This window comes from Sorangiineae bacterium MSr11367, from assembly GCA_037157805.1.
In the GTDB taxonomy this organism is placed as follows: Bacteria; Myxococcota_A; Polyangia; order Polyangiales; family Polyangiaceae; genus Pendulispora; species Pendulispora rubella.
Window position 1 is genome coordinate 9,817,060 of the sequence record CP089983.1, and the last position, 19,709, is coordinate 9,836,768.

2 protein-coding genes are annotated in these 19,709 nt (G+C 61.7%); both read right to left on the reverse strand.

Annotated elements, in window-relative coordinates; genetic code table 11:
- Nucleotide 1: 1 nt before the first annotated feature.
- Nucleotides 2-10,549, reverse strand: coding sequence for an SDR family NAD(P)-dependent oxidoreductase (locus LVJ94_37815; GenBank protein ID WXB02662.1), 10,548 nt, complete (start codon nucleotides 10,547-10,549; stop codon nucleotides 2-4).
- Nucleotides 10,546-19,650, reverse strand: a complete 9,105-nt coding sequence (locus tag LVJ94_37820; protein WXB02663.1) for an SDR family NAD(P)-dependent oxidoreductase — start codon at nucleotides 19,648-19,650, stop codon at nucleotides 10,546-10,548. Before LVJ94_37820 ends, LVJ94_37815 begins: the two co-directional genes overlap by 4 nt.
- Nucleotides 19,651-19,709 lie beyond the last annotated feature (59 nt).

Below are 19,709 nucleotides of genomic sequence, written 5' to 3' on the forward strand. Positions count from 1 at the left end.
ACTATGAAATTGCATACAAGCCCCTACAAACCCCCGAGATAGCCTCCGCGGAGCACCGCTCCGACAGCAGGCTGATGTGATTGGACGACTCCACGTCCATGATTTCAAGAATGGGCAGTCTCTCCTCCCAGGTGCGCCAGTAATTCATACCGTCGACATACAGCTTGTTCGTTCCCGGCAGCGTAAAGTGGGGTTCCAGTTGTCCATAAAACGTTCCGCTTTGGTTGCGAACGTAATGACACCGGACCGACCGCGGCGCGATGAGCGGCGGGATGGAATACGGATCGCCCATCAATGAACGGCCAAACTTGATCATCTGCCGCACCAACTCCCGCAATTGGCCTTCGGGCTTGGTCATCCCGCGCTTACCAGCCAGCATCATCAGTTGCGACCAGAACCCATGGTCGTCGGCATCGCAGTCCAGTTCGTCCCTGTGGATCAAATACTCGTCAGCCCGTTTGGGCTCCGCCGCCAATGCCTGCAGCGACAGATTCACCGCGCCGAGCATGTTCTTCTTGTTGAAATGCGGGCCGGGTTCGGTGTCGACGACATCGTAGCTGTCCACCATCACCAGGCTCGCCACGTCATCGCCCGACGCTTGCAACTGGCGGGCGACTTCGTAGCCCAGCATGCCCCCCAGGGAGTAACCGCCAAGATCGTAAGGGCCGTGCGGCTGTACCGATTTGATGATGTGGGCATAATAGGCGGCCATGGCCTCCACACCTCGCAACGGATGGTGTTCCGTCATCCAGCCGCGGGCCTGAATGCCGTAAAATAGACGCGGAACGTCACGGGCAATGGTGCGGTAAGCTTCCACGCCGCCCAGTCCTCCGGCGTGAATCCAGAATACGGGCCGCCCCTGTTCAACCCGATTGAGCGCTTGGCACTCGGCAAAAACCGGAGGTTTGCTGGAGCTCCGCGACGGTCGCGCGAAAGGGGGGGCGCCGACAGAACGCAGCGATCGCTCCCGCAGTCGCTGCAACGGGGCCTGAAAATGGGCCAGCATTTGGCTGCAGGGCCGATCGGGATTCTCGACCATGTGCTCCACGATATCGACAATCATGGACGCTAGCCGATGCAGCTCACTCGTGTCGAACAACGCTTTTCGATAGGAGGTGACTAGATGAATGCGCCCGTTCACGCGCAAAAGCTGAAACAACAGCGTGGCGAGCGCCGGCCCTTCGACGGCCCGCCCCTCCCTGTCGAAACCATCGGCATAGCGGGAGCTGCCGTGCGCCTGCGTCTGCTTCAGCGTTGCCGTATCGATATCGGCGCTGTCGATCACCACGTCCCCGCGCTGGCGGTAATACCCCTCATAATTTTCCAGCCCGGTGAGGGCCAGCAAATCCGAAAACGCTATTTTGGCATGGCGCAAGCACGCCAGGGTCTGCCGCTTCATGCCGAGTAAAAATTGCAGTACCGTGGCCCCAGGCCAGGCTGGCGCGCCCGCAGAACCGGCGTTCGAGAAAGCGCTCATCTCGAAGGGAACAAACAGCATGTTGGTGAATTCCCCGGGTGTGTTCAACAGGGAAGCCCGGTCGCGCTGGTTGTTGATGTATTGTATCAACGCTTTTTCGTTGCCCATACCTTCGACCAGGGCCAGGGCGATGGCGGCGGAAAACAAGTGTGTAAAGGTGATGCCGTGAGCCCGATGAACGTGATCTATTGCCTGGTTCAGTCTGTCCGGCAAGGTGATGACACGATTTTCGGCGATCCGCAGAACACGCTCATCGACGTCGTCCGGCGGTCGGTTGTAAGGCAATTTCATCGCCACCGTCGCAGCCGAGAGACGCTGGCGCCAAAACTGCGCCGTCTCTTCATCGGCACAGCGTTGCGGGTCGAACTGCCCCAGGGTGTAGTGCCAGTACTCTTCGCCCAGCGGCTCGTCCAGCGGGATTTCACGCTTCGCCAGCGCGGTGTACCGGCGCATCAAGTCGGTAAACAAAAGCGTCGTGGTGAAAGCGTCGGCGAGACTGTGGTGGGTGACAAAGCCGAAATACCAGTGGCCGGCGGTCTTTGTCAGCCATAGGTGGAACAGCGGCAATTCGCCCAGCTGCAGCAGGCGATTTTTCCGCTCCAGGATAAACCGTTGAAAGGCTTCGGGCGATGGCATTTCGACGACCTGAAACACCGGCCGGCCTTCGGCTTCGACGAGCTGCGCCCAGCTCGATGGCCCCGACTGCACGTAACGTGTGCGCAGCAGGTCGTGGCGGCGGATCAAACTCACCAGCGCCGACTCGAGCAGGGACACGTCCAGGTCGTCGAGGCTCGATTGGTAGACGTGGTGAATGTTCCAGGCCGACTGTTGCATCACCTCGGAGTGATAGAGATTTCGCTCCTGCTCCTGGGAGACGGGGGCGATCAGTACCCCCATCGGGCAGTGGCGCAACAGGCTCTCGCGAGCGGGGACATCGAGCCGTTCAATCTCCGCGGCCACATCGATCGAGCGGTGCGCGACAAAGTAAGAATGACTGGAGCTGTTGAACACAGCGATGCCGCGCTCGAGCAGGTAGGTCAACGCCGGGCGGCAATGCATCAACCAATCCTCGGGCATTAACCAATCCTGGGGTGTCAACCCGTCCGCAACCGCCGTAGCGCTCTGCGGGTCGCGATCGCCATCGGCGTCGCGGCGCACCCGGCGGATAACGTGAAGGGCCTCGGGCAATGCTTGCAGACGCTCGAAGAACCAGCGCGTTTGCTGCGTAAACTCCTTCTCCGCCGCCTCCGGCCGCGGCGCACCGATCCGCTGTTGCGGTTCGCGGGGGATGGCGCCTTCACGATCGGCGAGGCGAGCCAGCGCATTCAGGCTGTCATTGGCGGTCAGATCCGCAAGTTGCAACGCCAGGCCGAAACGCTCGTTGATCAGCGCCAGCAATCTCATACTCATCAGAGAGTCGAGCCCATAGCGGCTTAGCGGCGAGGTTGGATCCATCTCCTCGGCGCGGTAACCGCTGATGTCCTGAATCAGTCGTTGAATGATCGTCCGACTGGAGGCCGGTTGCTCCGCCCTCCCAGCTTCCAGCCCGCTCTCCATCCAACAATGCCTTTTTTCGAACGGATAGCCGGGCAACGACAGGGGGACTTTCTCCTGCACCAAAAAATGTCGCTCCAGGTCGATGGCACCGCCGCTCCGGTACTGGGCCGCCAACGCGTAAAGTTCGCTGTGCCCCGTCGCGGGTGCTTCGCCGCCGCGGGCCGCCGTATCGCCAGCAAGATATGCAAGCTGGGCAAGCAGCTCGTCGCGGGTCGAAACCACCAGTGCACAGCGGTGCTCGGTAAAATGACTGCGTCGCAATAGCAAATTCGCCGAAAGCTGGCCCAGGTTCACCTGCCGGTGCTCGAGAAACGCCAGGAGCTCGCGACAACGCTGGGTCAGCGCCGATTGCGTTTTCGCGGAGAGCGCTATCAGCACCGGACCGTTCGTGGCATCCGGTGCCGCCGGCGGCATCACCGCTTCGGCCACGACCATGTGCACATTGGCTCCCGTGGAGCCAAAACTGTTGACCGCGGCGCGCCGGGGTGCGCCGTTGGGGGCCGGCCAGGGCATCGCGTGCCGATGGATATAAAAGGGGCTGCTCTCCGGCTCCAGCGCGGCACTGGGCTGCTCGGCACGCAGGGTGCCTGGAATTTCCCCATGCTTGAGAGCCAGGACGGCCTTCATCAGATGCGCCATGCCGGAGCACTGATAGGCGTGCCCGATATGGTTCTCGACCGTCCCCAGAGCGCAGTACGCGCGCTTGTCGGTATATCGGCGAAAGGCATCTACCAGGGCCTGGATCTCCACCGTATCGCCGAGCGGCGTGCCGGTGGCGTTGGCCTCGACGAGGCCGATTGTCTCGGGCTGGATCCGGAACCGGCGATAGATATCCGAGATCAGCGCCGTCTGCGCTTTGCCGCTCGGCGCCGCCATACCGTTGGTCTTGCCGTTGTGATTGTGGCCCCAGGCCTCGATGACGGCGTGGATACGGTCGCCGTCGGCCAGTGCCGCTCGGAGCGGTTTGAGCACCACGGCGCACACGCCCTCGCCCACGGCCATACCGCCCGCGCGCTGGTCGAGCGCCAGGCACTGCCCGTCCCGCGACAACGTTCCGGAACGCCAGGCCGCGTGGATAAGATTGGCCGTACTCTGAATCAGCACGCCGCCAGCCAGCGCCACTTCGCACCGGCCCAGGGTCAGATAATCGCAGGCCTGTGCCAGCGCCAGCAGCGAGGAGGCGCAGCCGGCGTCCACCGACAGGCAGGGGCCGGCCAAATTGAGGCTGTAAGATACCCGCCCAGGGATGGCCGACGTCGTCACATGGGGAGAGACACCGCTGTGGGCCTGGATCCGAAGGGTGTAATCGCCGCCGCCACCGCAGAACACGCCCCAGTTTTTTCCCGCGAGCGACAGAGGGTCGACGCCGGCGTCTTCGATGGCCTTCCAGCTCTCTTGTAGAAAGAGCCGTTCGGCGGGGTCGGCCAGCGCGGCCTCGTTCGGCGGTATATTGAAAAACAGTGGATCGAATTTCTCGATATCCGGTAGAAATCCGCCCTGATTCACTTCGACTGTGGGCAGGTCCCAGCCGCGTGTGCTCGGCAGCGGCGCGAGTGCGCAGCGGTCTGACTTCAGTAGATCATAAAACTGTTCGAGCGTCTCGGCGCCGGGAAAGCGGCCCGACATGCCGATGATGGCGATGGCTTCGCCGCCGTGTTCATCGGGCTCGGGCCGTTTCAATGCCGGGGTTTTCGTCGGCAGTTTTGCCACTTCAGGAGGAGCATCCAGAATTTCAACCGGTGCCGCGAGTATGGCCGCGATTCGCTCCGCCATGCGTTCGACCGCGGCATCGCTGCTGAGCAGGTCGAAATGATTACCGCCTTCCGCCTCGAAGGTTGTCATGCCCGGGAGTAGGGCCTGCCAGGGCTCGAAAAAAGGCAACAAACCGCCCTTGGCGCGTTGAACCCTGACGAGATAGTCGGGATTGTAAACCCCGGTGGACACCGCCTGGCCGCTGCGGCTGCGCAGAAAAAACGCGCGGGGCACACGGGGCAACTGCGCCCGCTCCGCGGACCGGGGCGACGCCCGATAACCCTGCAGCGCCCGGAGGTTGGCCGAATGAATGGCGGCCATGGATTGCAGCCGCTGTTTGAGATAGGGCTTTTCCGGCGTTACGCCGCGGCCTTTGATCAGGCTAACCAGGCGCTCGACCAGCGACTCTTCGCCGTGACCCCACAGCTGTTGCCCATTGCTCCTTGCTTCGCCCGGGGATTCGAGTTCATCTCTGCGAATCTCCAGGTCGCTCCACTGGATGTAGCCGGCGGCCTTTCTGGCGCGGAAATCGGCTTCGAGATGCAACAGGGCAATCAATAGAAAATTGGCGTTCATCACATGGTTTTCAACCCAGTCGCTAGCCCAGAGCGCGGCGTCTTCGTCCGTCTCGATGAGCGGCGCCTCCACCAGGAACAGCGTGTGGACGCTTTCGCCCTGCAGCTGAAGTTGTCGCGCGGTCTCGTACGCGGCGGCACCGCCCATGGAGGCGCCGATGAGATGCTTCGGCCTCCCCGGTTCGAGCGCGGCGAGGATGCCCGCGTAGTGACGACCCATCGTCTCCACCGTGGCCAGCGGTTCCTGCCCGCTCAGCAATCCTCTCGACCGGATGCCGATCACGCGAAACCGCCGCGCCGCGAACTCCGCCAGTTTGGTGTAGATACCAACGTCCCCGGACATGGGGTGGATACAGAACAACAATGGCCCGTCGCCCTCGATCTGCAGGGGCACGATTTCATCGTAGCGCTGGCGCAGCGCGGCCAAATGCGTTTTGAAATCGGCCGGCTGCGGCTCGGCGCTCAGTGGCCGCGGCAGCGGCCGCGGTTTTTCAATTTCCTGCCCGGAAAGATATTCCGCCAGGGCGGCGATGTTTGGGTAGTCGAATACCAGTGTCTCGCGCAAAGGCCGGTCGAACTTTGCCGACAACGCGCGCATCAAGCGTAGCGATTGAATCGAATCGAGCCCGAGTTCGGTGAATGTCGCTTCCGCATCCAGGGGCTGTTCATCGCCGATCAGGAGTTGTTGCCGAATTTCCCGCATCAGCAGGCTGCCGGCCGCCGCCCGGGTCATCCGTTGCCCGTTCACCCCTTCTCGGTTCGAAGGCGGTGGGGTTTGGGCCTCGGGGCTTCGATGCCGTGGTTGCGCGTTCTGCGATTGTGGGAGCTGCAATATCGACGGCAGGCGGGAAACTTCGCCCGCGAGCACCATCACGCGCGCCCTCCTTCCCGTCAACGCGCGCCGGAGCGCCCCCATCCCGGCGGCCGTCTCCAGCGGCGCGATGCCGTTGTCGCGCCGAAGGATTTCCAGGCGGCCGGCCTCCACCCGCATTCCGCCCTCGCGCCACAATGGCCAATTGATCGACAACGTGTGTCCGCGGCGCACGCCCGCCGCCACCAGCCGGTTGCGGTAGTCCGCAAAGGCGTCCATGAAACCGTTCGCCGCGGCATAATCCGCTTGTCCGGGATTGCCCAGTGCGCCGGTGCTCGACGAAAACAGCAAGAAGAAATCGAGGTCCATATCGCGCGTGGCCCCGTCGAGCCACTCGGTACCGGCCACCTTCGGCGACAGGACGGCGCGGAATTGCCGGCTTGTTTTGTTGACGATGAAGCCATCTTCGACAATGCCCGCGCAGTGAATGACGCCGGTGAGCCGCCCATACCGAGATTCGATATCAGCGATCAGCTTCTCGACATCCTCCCGGCGGCTCATATCGGCTTGTCGATAGCCCTGCCCGGCGGCAAGCCGTGCTTCCATCCTGGCGTCGGGCGCGGAGCGGCCGCACAGAATCAACCGGGCCTGCGGGGCGCTGGCCGAGATGTCATTGGCGAGCAGGCGGGCGAGTTCTCCGCTGCCACCGGTGATCAGGTAGACGCCGTTATGGCGCCAGGGAATTCTGCCATCCTCCGCGTCGACCGGTCCATTCTCCAGGGGCACCCAGCGCATGACCTCGCGCTGCCCTTGCCGGTAGCGAATCTGTCGATCCCTCGACGCGCGGCGGTTCTCCGCCAAGATATCCGCCAGCCGTCGTCGGGAGGGCGAGCCTTCTACGTGAATCAACTGGGCGACCAGCGCGGGGTTTTCCCATTGGGCAGTGCGCAGCAATCCCGTCAGATTGGTCAACGGAGAGTCGTCCCCCTCGCCGCAGACCACCAACTGCAGCAGGATTTCCGCCTCCGGTTTGCGGCTCAGAATCCCCTGCAGCCGCTCGAAAACCTGTAGCGCGATGGCTTCGTAACGCTCGCACGGAGTTTGGGCATCGAATTCGTCGGTCGAATGCACATCGGTCGAGCGTTCATCGACGGAGAATTCGCGGATCGAGCTTTCATTGGCGCGGCACACCCACTGGATCCGTTCGGCAAAATCCAGTTCTTCCGCTGTTTCCGGCAGCGGTGAAGCCAGCCAAATTGGTTCGAAGCTGGCTGTGCCAATGGCCTCCGGTGCGACGTTTACCTCCCTGTTTTCTTCCCGGGCAGTTCGACGCTCGGCGCCCGTGCCGCGCGTTTGCCAGTAGTGCCCGCGCGCGAACGCGTAGGCCGGGAGGGAGATCCGGCGGCGCGGACCTCCCGCCAGCATCTCGCCGTCGATGTGGTAGCCGCGGCAGTAAAATTCGCCCAGCCCCAAGAGTATGTCGCGATAAGAGGAAGGATCCCGTATCAAATCGGGACTTCGTTGCAGCAATTCGGCGATGTGATTCGCCACCACTTTCTGCTCGCTGAACTCGCGCGGCACCACGCCCTCGAACAGCGTCCGCCGCTTTCCTTCGCCGAACCGATTCAACTGCTCTCTGGCGTCGTCGATCGACGTCACCACCAGGGCGCAGCGGTGACGGAAGTGGGTGCGCCCCTCGAGCAAGGTGTAGCCGATGGCGGCGAGTCCCCGCCGCGCCAGGGTTTCGTCCCCGAGCGCCCGCCCGAGCGAGCGCGCGTTTTCCGTGAGCGCCGCCGCTGTCTTTGCCGAAAGCACCAGCAAGTGGTACGGCGGTTCCGTCCCGTCACCGGCCCCGGTTACAGGCTCTCCATCGAACTCCTCCAACACCACATGGGCGTTGGTGCCGCTGATCCCGAACGCGCTGACCGCGCCGCGCCGCCGCTCACCGGCCCCGACCTGCCAAGGCCGATTCGCCTTGTTGACGAAGAACGGGCCTTTGCCCCATTGAATGAAATCGTTCTCCTCTTCGCAATGAAGGCTCGCGGGAATGGTCCGGTGGCGAAGCGCCTGCACCATGCACAGCAGGCTCACCAGCCCGGAGGCCGCAAAGGTGTGGCCAAGGTTGGACTTGGTCGAGGTCAGGGCGCAAGCGTCGCGCGCTGGCGCACCTTGGAAGGCATCGTTGAGGGCGTTGACCTCCACCGGATCCCCCAATGACGTGCCGGTGCCGTGCGCGATAATGTAGCCGATATGGGCGGCTTCGATACCCGACTTGGCGTGAACCCGGCGAATCAGCTCGGTCTGGGAAAGCCGGTTCGGCGCCGTGATGCCGTTGGTTCGGCCGTCGTGATTGATGCCGCTGCCGAGCAACATGGCGTGAATGGGATCGCCGTCGGCGAGGGCGCGGGAAAGGCGCTTGAGCACCACCACGGCAACCGCCTCGCCAGGCACCAGCCCATTGGCGCGTTTATCGAAGGGCCGGCACTCCCCGTCCGGCGACAACATGCCAGCCCGCGCCATGTCGAGTAGCGGGCCCGGTGTCAGGAGCAGGTTGACCCCCGCGGCCAGCGCAGTGTCGCACTCGTCGCTATAGAGACTCTGGCAGGCCTGATGCACGGCCACCAGGGCCGAGGAACAAGCGGTGTTGATGGCCATGACCGGCCCTTTGAAATCGAGAAAGTAGGCCAGGCGGGCGGCGAGTATCCCGGTGTGATTGGAGGCTATCGAAGACTCCTTATCCAGATCTACCGAATACTCTTCACCCAAGCGATGGTAGTCCCCCTCCTCCACGCCGACGAACATGCCCATGCGTTGACGCTCGATTTGCCGCGGCCCGTAGGCGGCATTTTCCAGCGCATTCCAGGCTTCCTGCAGCAGAAGGCGCTGGCGGGGATCCATGCTGTTGGCTTCGCGCGGGGAGAGCTCGAAAAACTGCGGATCGAATTCCGCCACCCCGGAGATCATGCCGGCCCATTGGGGCAACGGCCGATCGGCACCTTCACCTAGGGAGCCGCCATACGCTGGCCAGTCGAAACGATCGGCGGGAATTCTATCGACCGCATTGATTCCCTCGGCAAGAAGCTTCCACAGTTCGTCCACCGTGCGGGCTTTGGGAAATCGGCCACTCATGCCGATGATGGCGATCGGCTCCGACGTATTCGACGGGGCTTCTGCCCGAATCGTGGAGGCGGGGACGGGTCGTTGTTCCTGCCGATGATCTCGTTGTTCTCGTTGTTCCCCTCGATGCTCTTCGTGCTCTTCGCGATAGCAACGCGCCATGACCGGGCCGTGCTCGGTGAGGAAATAGTGCTCCAGTTGCTCCAGCGTTGAATGGGCAAAGAAAAGATCGGGGGTGATCGCAAGACCGTAGCGCTCCGAAAGCGCGCGCGCGTAATGGACCAGGCCGATCGAATCGAAACCGAAGTCCGTCAGTTGCGTCGTCTCGTCCAGGCGATCGCCCGGCACTTTGAGCAACGCCGTAATCATCTCTCTGAGGTCCCAGGCCAGGCAGTTTTCCAGCGGCCAGCCGTGCATGTGCGCCGCTCGGCCCAACCCGTTTTTGCCGCTGCTGTCCGAGCTGTCCGAGCCGGCGGCCGGCGCATCGGCAATCTGCGCCGTTTCTTGCTCCGCGGTCTCGACACCGAGAAAACGGCAAATCCGATCGGGTCGGCCTGCGAACACCAGAGGCTGGGTCGACTCCTGCTGCGCGCCGAGAAAACGGTCCAGCAGCGCCAGCCCTTCTCGCGTCTCCAACATCCGCTGGCCGCTGGCATTGAGGTACCGCGCCGCGACCCGATCGTCGCCAAAACCCATGCCGCCATCGCGCCACAGCGGCCAGTTGATCACGATGGTGCGCCCCTGGCGCTGCCCCTGCTCCCACAGCGCATTGCGGTGGCGGGCGTAGGCGATCATGAAACGGTTACCGACGGCATAGTTGCAAGCGCCGAAGTCACCCAATACGGCGGAAGTCGAGGAGAAGTAACACACGAATCGCAGCGGCTCCCCGGCCAGCACCTCATCGAGCACCTGTACGCCGCGGACCTTGGGGTCCAGAAATTTCTGGAACTCCCCTGGCGGCTGCTCGAAGAGTTTCCGCCCGGCCAGACCCGCGGCGTGAATCACACCATCGATCGGACCAAACCGCGCTCGGGCTTCCGCCAAACCTCGGCGAAGCGCGCTGGCGTCACTAACATCCGCCTCCAGATAAAATGGATTGCAATTGTGCTGCTCCAACGCCGCAAGCTGGCTCCGTTGTCGCTCACCCAACGGAGACCTTCCGTTCAAAATCAGATTGACGGGTCCCTTGGCCGCCAGGTGCCCGGCGACGATAGCCCCCAGGCCGCCGCAGCCGCCAGTAATCAGTATGGTTTCCGTCATCGTGTTGCCGCCCCTGTTTGCAACTCTTCTGCAAGCGGGCGAATGCGCAATTCGCGCGGCATCTGCCCCTCGTACAACACGCTGCTGGTCTCCGCCTTGGTGAGTTCGCGCCACAGCATTGGCCACCAATCAGCCCGGTCGCCACCGCCTTGCTCCCGGATAAGCGCCGTCACCCGGGTGTCCGGCCACGCCAGGCCGATGGATCGCTCGAAACCGATCCAGGATTCGAGGTGACTGCGCTGCAGGCCGTCGCTGTATTCACCGGCGAGCACGATGCGGCGGGGATGGATCGCCGCCAGGTTCAGGGATTGAAGGATCGTCGCGATACCGGCCGCGTCTTCGATGAAGGCCGGATTTTCCAGCGGCCACAAATACAGCATGGCATCCACATCGGCTGCGGCCCCGGCGACGCGCTGGAAGGCTTCCCGGAAGCTGTCCCTGTTGCCGGGCTCCACCCGCCAACTTGCCCCGGAAGAGGATACCGTCGTGGAAATGAAAGAGGTCTTTATGGCCGGACTCTTTGCCTCGAGATAGCGGCGCAGGTGCTGCTGCTCCGCGCTGTCCGAGAGAAAGCAGAGTACACTGCGCGGAGTCCACGCCACGCGATGACGCGCATCGGGCCGGGCGGTGACGGGTTGCCAAGTCTCCTCGAAACATAGCAACTGGCCCATGCCGGCTGGGGGGCCGGCAGAGTTCAAGGAGGCTGGGGGATCCGCGCGAAGGACGATCTCCGACGGCGCACTGTCTGCCACCGATGCACTGCGGGGCTCCACCCAGTAGCACTCCCTGGCGAACGGATAGGTAGGCGCGCTGATCCGCCGCGGTCTGCGCGCACCATGAAGTCCGTTCCAATCGACATTCAAACCTTTCACCCACAGCTCGAGAACCTTGGCGAACTCCTTGCCCTCCATCCATTTGCCCACCGCTTCCCGCAGGTCTTCATCGGCTCCGGAGTCCGTCACGATCTCTTTGTTCTTCTTGACCTGCCCTGAATAGACGCCTTCCGTGCCATCCCTGCCTTCGATGAATTCCTCGAGCTTTTGAGCCAACTCCGGCTTTGAATGAACGACCACCCCCAAACGCACGTCCATCGCGTCCCGCCCCACTTGCAACGTGTAAGCAAGATCCTCGAGACTGGTTTTCGACCCCAGCCCCATATCACTTCGAACGAAGTGCAGAAGGTTCTTCGCATAGTCGCGCAAGCGATCCCGGCTCTTGCCGGACAATACGACGACCGCTGGCTCGGAGGCTTCCGTGACAGTAGCGCCGTTGACGCTCGCCCCCTCACTGGGCGTCGCCCGGTATTCTTCCAATACGATATGGGCGTTCGCCCCGCCGAAACCGAAGCTGCTCACGCCCGCGCGGCGCGGCAGCGTCTTGCCGGCATCATCCCGCAAAGCCTCCCATCGCTTCGCTTCTTGCACGACATAGAATGGACCGCCTCGCAGGTCGATATACGGATTTATCTCTTTGCAATGAAGACTCTCCACCAGCATCTCGTGCTTGAACTGCAGAAGCACCTTGATGACCCCGGCCACACCGGATGCCAATTCCAAATGGCCGATATTCGTCTTCACGGAGCCTATTCCACAATGTGGTCCGGCCACCGCCGCATCACCACTTTGCCGATAGAGCTCCACGAATGCGTTCTTTAGCGCGTCGATTTCAATGGGATCTCCGAGTTTCGTGCCAGTCCCATGCGCCTCGATGTATCCAACGGAGCGCGGATCCATGCCGGCTTTTCGATACGCCCGCACCAACAGCTCCGCCTGGGCCTTCGGGTTTGGGGCCGTGAGCGAATTGGCCCGGCCGCCGTGGTTCTCGACACTGGCGCGAATCAGTCCATAGATGTGATCTCCCGCAGCTTCAGCCGCTTTCAATGTTTTCAGAAAGAGTATGCCCACGCCTTCCCCACGCGCGTAGCCATTCGCCAGGCTGGAGAACGTCTTGCATCTACCGTCCTCGCTGAGCATGCCCTCCTTGTTGAATCGAATATAGGCATCCGGCGTGACGAGTGTGTTCACGCCACCCACGAGAGCCTGATCACAGTCGCCCGCTTCGATCGCGACAATCGCCCTGTGCATGGCTACCAGAGACGACGAGCAGGCGGTGTCAATGGGCTCGCTGGGGCCGTGAACATTCAAGAAATAGCTCATGCGATTGGGGCCGATCGACGGTGCCATCCCGGTCGCGGTGTAGCGCTCGACGGCGCGATTCGAGCGAAAGATCAAACTGTCGTAGCCGTTGCTGGCCGTGGCGACGAAAATTCCCGTGCGACTCCCCGAAAGACTGGCCGCCGAATAGCCCGCATCCTCCATCGCCAGCCAGATGTAGGTCATCAAAAGCCGCTGCTGGGGATCCATGATCTCGGCTTCCCGATGGGATATGCCGAAAAATAGCGGATCGAACTCATCCACGCCTTCGATGAAGCCGCCCCACTTGATATTCGTCTTGTCATTCCCTTGGAGGGGATCCCCGAAGTATGCCTTCCAATCCCAGCGCTGTTTCGGAATCTCTTGGATGCAGTCCTTGCCGGCCCGCAGGTTGTTCCAGAATTCACCTAGATCTGCCGCCATGGGAAATTTTCCACTCATCCCCACGACGGCAAAGGGTTGCGGCCCATTCAGGGACGGGACCACGGTAGGCGGTGCGGGCGGTGCAGGACGAGCCGCTGGATTGGCGAATCGAGCGCGGCGCTTCGAGACTCCAAGATGCTTCTCGAGTTCACCATCGCCATCGTCCCGGCGAGGGCCGTCGTCGGCATGCACCTCGCTCTCGCCTGCTTCCTCGTGGCTTCGCTCCTGGGGTGAAATCGTGAACTGTCGTGCAACGGCGTCCCGGTGCTCGTCGACCAGGTACTTCGCGAAGCTGCCGATGCTCGAGTACTCGAAAAAGATCGTGGGGGTCAATCCCAGGCCATACCGCTGATTGAGTCGGTTGGCGAGATCCGTAAACGAGATGGAATCGAAACCATACTCGCTCAACTCGCTCTCGACATCCAGGTCTCCTGCTCTGAGCTTCGTCGCTTCACAGATCACCTGGATCAAATTCTGCTGGACCTTGTCGAGCAAATCGCCAGTCTCGATTGCCGCAGATGGCGTCACGGGCGCGGCTTCGGGCCCGGGCTGCACATGTCGCTCGGCCGGCAACAGCTTCCGCGTCATACGCTCGAGCATACCTTCCACCACCATGACCCGCGGCTCGCTCGAGGCCAGGCATCGGTAGAAGGCCGCCATACCGGACGACGTCTGCATCGCCGTTATGCCGACTTTCTCTCTCAACATCCGCGCGCTGGCGTCGTCGCTCTTCATACCCCCGTCCCGCCAAAGGGGCCAGTTGATCGACAACGTGCGGCCCGTGCGCTGGTTCGCCTCCTCCAACGCATTTCGGTAGTCGGCAAAGGCGTCCATGAACGCGTTGGCCGTCGCATAATCCGACTGCCCGACGTTTCCCATCTCCCCCGCGCCGGACGAAAATACGACGAAGAAGTCGAGGTCCAATTCCTTGGTGACGTCGTCCACGTTCACGAGTCCGCCCACCTTCGGCGAAAGAACTTCGTGAAATTCGGCCCCCGTCTTTTTCACGATGAAGTTGTCTCGAAGTACACCCGCTGCATGGACTACCCCTTGTAGGCCACCAGACTCGCTCTTGATCTCGTTGACCAACGCCTCGACAGCGCGCCGATCCGACACATCGACGGTTTTGTAGACAACCCGGGATCCCAAACGTTCCAGCGCTTCGAGATGCGCTTTGCGCTCGGGGCTCAATGCCGAGCGACCTGTCAGGACCAAGGTCCCCGAGCGAATCCGTTCGGCGATCTCGGTGGCGAAAATCAGGCCCAATCCTCCGGCGCCGCCCGTGATCCAATAGACGCCGCCGGTCCTCCAAGGCAAGTTGTCCACTTCAGGGACGACGGCGGCGGCCAACGATGCCACGCAACGTTTCCCGCCTTCATAACGAATCCGTTGGTCCTGCGGCGACCGCGCGTTTTCCCGCAGTCTGTCGATTAGCTCCGGCGCCGATTCGTCCCCGTCGACCTCGATCACTTGCCCCACGAGCCGCGGGTGCTCCAGCTGAGCCGATTTCAACAATCCCGAGACCGCGGAAAAGGTCCGGTCGCGGCCGCCGCCGGGAACCAAAACCTGGACCAACACCTCCCCTTTGAGTTGCGTCCGCAGAATCTCTTGGATGGCTTCGAACAGCCGCACGGCGCAGTGTTCGAAACGCCGGTACCAAGGCCTCGAGCTCTCGAGAGGAGTTGGCTGCAGAGTCCCCGCGGAATCAAGATTTACGAAGGAGGTCGGGGCGAGGTCACCTGGCAGCCCGCGCAGATCTCGATCGAACCCGCACAGAAAGACGTGAGTCTGCGCGTATTCTCGCGGCGATTCCGCGCAAGAAGCCGGCTTTTCCTCCCAGGTGGGTCGCAGGAGCAGTGTGCCGATAGGCTCTGCACTCTCCGATTCAGCGCTTTTGAGAATCCTGGATGAGAACCCTTTCAGCCTCACGCAAATGTTTCCCTGCTCATCGCACAGGTCGATATCGACCTTTTGGAGCATCTCCGACGCCGCGCCGGTGTCGGCCGCGAGATTCCCCACGGAGCGTATCCAGGCCCACATCGACTCCTGGCACGGCGCCATCACCTCGAGGCTCTCCAGCGCAAATGGCAACGAGGGGCGCGACCGGCGCTCTGCCGCAAGACGGTGCAGCAAGACATCGCTGTTGCCGATGCCAATCGTTGCCTGAAGCGCCGAGTCCAAGATGCTCGGGTGAAGGCTGAATTGACCCTTCGTCTCCGTCACGCAAGCGGGCAACTTCAACTTCGCCAGCACTTCACGCTCGCCGACATGGATTCTCTCGAGCCCACGGTGGGCCGGACCATAGTCGATTCCCATGGCACTGAAGGCGGCATAACAGGCCTGCGGGCTGAGAGCGTTCCCATCCAGCCCGGCCTGAAGGGCTCGCAGATTCAACGGCGAGGGCTGGTCCGCCGCGGTCAGCACCGCAACACCCTGGCTGTGCACGACAGCCTTTTCGGCGGAGCTCGGGGGATGAGTATAAATCTCGTAGGCAATACCCCCGTCCTCCCGTGGAGACAAACCTATGTGGACTTCGGCGGGTTCGTCGCGCACGGAAATCGGCCTTGCCCATACGACATTGGTCAGTCGAATGCCATCGAGACGACCCCCTCCATCAACTGCGCCGTTGGCGCGACCTCCCCCGCAAGCTCGCTGCACCGCGGCCAGCGCCATCTCGAGGTAGGCGACGCCGGGCAGTACCTTTTGGCCCTTCACCTGATGATCGTTCAGGAAAGGCTCGTCGCCGCTAAATCGGGAACTGAATCGCTGCTCGGAAAGATCCGAGGTGTTTGCGTGGAGGAGCGGGTGCAGCAAACTTGAAAGAGGAAGAGCGGATGCTGGAGCTCCGAGCGTGGTGTTGTCGATCCAATAGCGTTCCTCCGCAAACGGATACGTGGGTAGACTGATTCGATAAGGCCCGCGGCGATCGTCCGGTGCATTCCCGGTCCGGTCCGCGAGCTCTGGATAAAGTAGCGCCCAGTCGACGTCCACCCCCTTCGCCCACAACTCCGCGAGCTTGACGAGCGTTCCCTGTTGGACCCACCTGCGAACCTGATCGCGCCAGTGCTTATCGCCTTTGACGAGCCGCAGCCCGTCGGCCGTTTTCTTCACATCCCCTCGACACCACGTTCCTCGTTCTCCGCGCGGGCGGTCGTCGTCCGCATCGAGGAAGGCTGCCAGGTCGTCGATCAGTTCATCCAGGCTGTGAACGAGAAAGACGACCCTGCTGCTCATCTCTTCCCGCCCGACCTGGAGGGTGTACGCGAGATCCGTCAGCTCAATCCTTGCCCGCGACGTCTTATCTTCGCGGAGGTGCATCAAAAGATTGCGGGCGGCCTCCCGCAATCGATCCCGATTCTTGGCTGACAGCGGCACCATTCGGGCCGAACCCGCGACGTGGACTGCGCGCGCCTTCGGCGCCCTTCGAGCGGGGCCCTCCTCAACCACGACGTGAGCATTGGTGCCGCTGAATCCAAAGGAACTGACCGCCGCGACACGCGGCTCGGCCGCGGCCCAGTCTTTCAGCGCCGTATTGATGTAGAACGGACTGTCGGCGAACGAAATGGCCGGGTTCGGGGCCTGATAGTGGATCGTCGCGGGTATTTGCCGGTGCTCGAGCGAGAGCAGAGCCTTGATCATCCCGACGAGCCCGGAGGCAAAGCCCGTATGCCCGATATTCGACTTCACCGATCCGAGGGCACAGAAGGACTTCTTCCGCGTGAACTGCCTGAAGGCCTTGTTCATCGCGTCCGCTTCGATAGGATCGCCCAATGTCGTCCCGGTGCCGTGCGCTTCGAACATCGTGATGGTTTCCGGATCGATATTGAACTGCCGATAGATCCCGGCCTCCAACTCCATCTGAGCTTTGCCACTAGGGGCTGTAATTCCGTTCGTTTTGCCGTCGTAATTGATGCCCGACCCTTTGATGACGCCATAGATATGGTCATTGTCGGACAGAGCCGACGACAACGGCTTCAACACGATCGCGCAGACGCCTTCGGAAAAGATGGTTCCATCCGCCCGACCATCGAATGAGAAGCATTTTCCCTTCGCGGAGAGTGCGTAGGTTCGAGACAGATATCGGTAGGCATTTGGGGTTACCATGAGGTTCATCCCCCCGACGACAGCCATTTCCACTTGGTTCGTCCCGATATGCATGCAAGCTTCGTGGACGGCGACCAACGCGGAAGAGCAGGCCGTCTCGATACAGATGCACGGTCCTCTCCAATCGAACAAATATGCGATGCGGCTGCACTCCAACGAGGGGACCTGCACATTGTCCCCCGAGTAATCCCCGACGCTCGCACCGACGAAGACCCCTACCTTCTTTCCCGACAACGAACTCGCCTTGTAGCCGGCATCTTCGATCGCTCGCCAGGTCTCCTGTAGAAGGAGCCTATACTGAGGCTCCATCTGTTCGGCTTCTTTCGGCGACATATTGAAAAACGACGGATCGAAGCGGTCGATATCGTCGATGAAGCCCGCATAGCGGGAATATATTTTCCCTGCCTTGCCGGGCTCGGGATCGAAGTTGCGATCGATATCCCAACGATCTTTGGTAATTTCCTTGACGCTATCGACGCCGTTTTGCAGATTTTCCCAGAATTCGCGAATATTCCTGGCACCGGGGAATCGTCCAGAGATGCCCACCACGGCGACGGGTTCAGGCACCTGATTTCTGGCGCTCTCGGAGCGAACATCGGTCTTCGAGGAACCCGAGCCTCCGGCGCCGCCTTTCCGCAGAATGCTTTCCAACTTTTGCCGCGCTTCTGCCGGCGAGATGCGCTTCTCCTTCAGGTCCAGCAAAATGGCTCTCTGCTCCGCCTTATCCGGATCCTGATGCGGCTGCCGCCGATCTTCGCCCTCCGGTCCCGCGCCCAGCCAGCGCCGGTGCGACAGGGTCGGAAGCTCATTGACGGCGTCCGCCGTCTTGAGCATGAGAGCCGACAAGAAATTGCAGAAATTATCGTGAATCGTTTCAACGTCCTTCTGCGACAGGAGTCGGGAATCGTAAAACCAGGAGCAGTCGTCTCCGCTTTCCGAAACCGCGAATTTCAGATCGAAGTCGCCCTTCGATGCCCCGGCAACGCCAGCTTCTTCGACAACGATGGAGAGTCGCGTCGGTGACGCACCTTGATATCGGGCCCCGAGGTCGCGCAGATACGTCCTGGAGGCTTTTGTCGACTCCAGCCGCGCGATAATGTCGTCAATGGCTTCCGTTATCTTTTTGTTGCCATTGACATCGAGGACCCATGGGACGGGATACGCGAAGAAGGATTCCAGGCCGCGGATTTCGTCGTGCAACTTCCGATGACCAAAACCGACGCAGAAATCGCTCTTACCGGACGAACAAGACAGGTAGATGACATATGCCGCGAACAAGAAGTCGTTGACGCGCCAGGTGTCGTGGGCCTTCAGAAACGCTTCGATCTCGGACGAGCGAAGTATGCCCCGATGACACGCCATCCCAGCACCGGCCGCCGCATCACCCGACCTCGCCGAGGCGATCGCCAGTGGCGTCGTCTCGTGAAGCCGCCTTCTCCAGGCGTTCTCGTACCTGGCGAGCGACTCTGCCAGAACTGCGACGCGCTCTCTCTGGTCCGACCGCATATCATCGAAGCGATGGCCCGGAGATAACTTGAACCGAGTTGCGAAATCGAGGGCGGACACCTTCTCGCCATCGATAGTGCGAAGTTGCCGAATCACTAGGTCACACGAAGAAGTGGCAACGACCAACGCATTGTCCCGAATCTCAATGATAGTTCCCGCCGCAGCATTGGACTTCGCGGAGAGTGCCTGCAATTTGTCCACCACCAACCAGCTGTCCTCGACGATCAGCTTTGCCGATGACAGGGTATTGTCATAGCCGCCAAAATCGAGCGCCCGTACGAGGGCTTCCATGTCTTGTCCACTCATCTGCCAAGACAGGATCCCCGCCCCTGTTGGCCTTCTGGACGCGGGGAAATAACTGCGCTGGTTGAAATCCTGTTGTCGCCCGCGGATTTGGTCCGTGCCCAATTCGCGGATCATCTCGGCGAAGGCCTTGACGCCGGCGCCGAAGCACTTCGCGTTGAGGCTCAGCGTCGTCTCGGTCGGGCTGACGGGGATGATGACCTGCTTCAGGATCTCTCCCCCATCGATCTTGTCAGCCACCATCGTGTGCCATGTAATCCCATGCTCCCGCTCCCGCTGCATCAGCGCCCAGGACGTTGCGTGTACCCCTGCGTATTTCGGCAACGGTGCGTCGTGGAAGTTGATCGCATACTGGCGCGGAGTGGATAAAATCTCGTCGCGCAGAATCACTCTGTTGGCGATACTGAAGAGGTAATCGTAGGGAGTCTGGCGCAAAACCTCGATGGCCGCGGTCGAGAAGCCACGCACGCCATTGGCCTGCGCCCATTGAAGCACTGCCGGGTCGGGCGAAATGATTCCCAGAATCTCGGACGACGCCTTGATGAGCTCTTGAGCGCATAGAACGGGCAGAGTGCCTTCGCCGATGACAAAGCAGCTAAATTTCCCGTGCATGAATGATCTCCAACAGATTTCCGATTGATGGGGCGCGCCTCGTCTCAGGGGGCGCCCCG

Bases quoted from the DNA above. Each gene is read 5' to 3' on its own strand.
- LVJ94_37815 (WXB02662.1), bottom strand. From the start codon at position 10,549: ATGACGGAAACCATACTGATTACTGGCGGCTGCGGCGGCCTGGGGGCT.
- LVJ94_37820 (WXB02663.1), bottom strand. From the start codon at position 19,650: ATGCACGGGAAATTTAGCTGCTTTGTCATCGGCGAAGGCACTCTGCCC.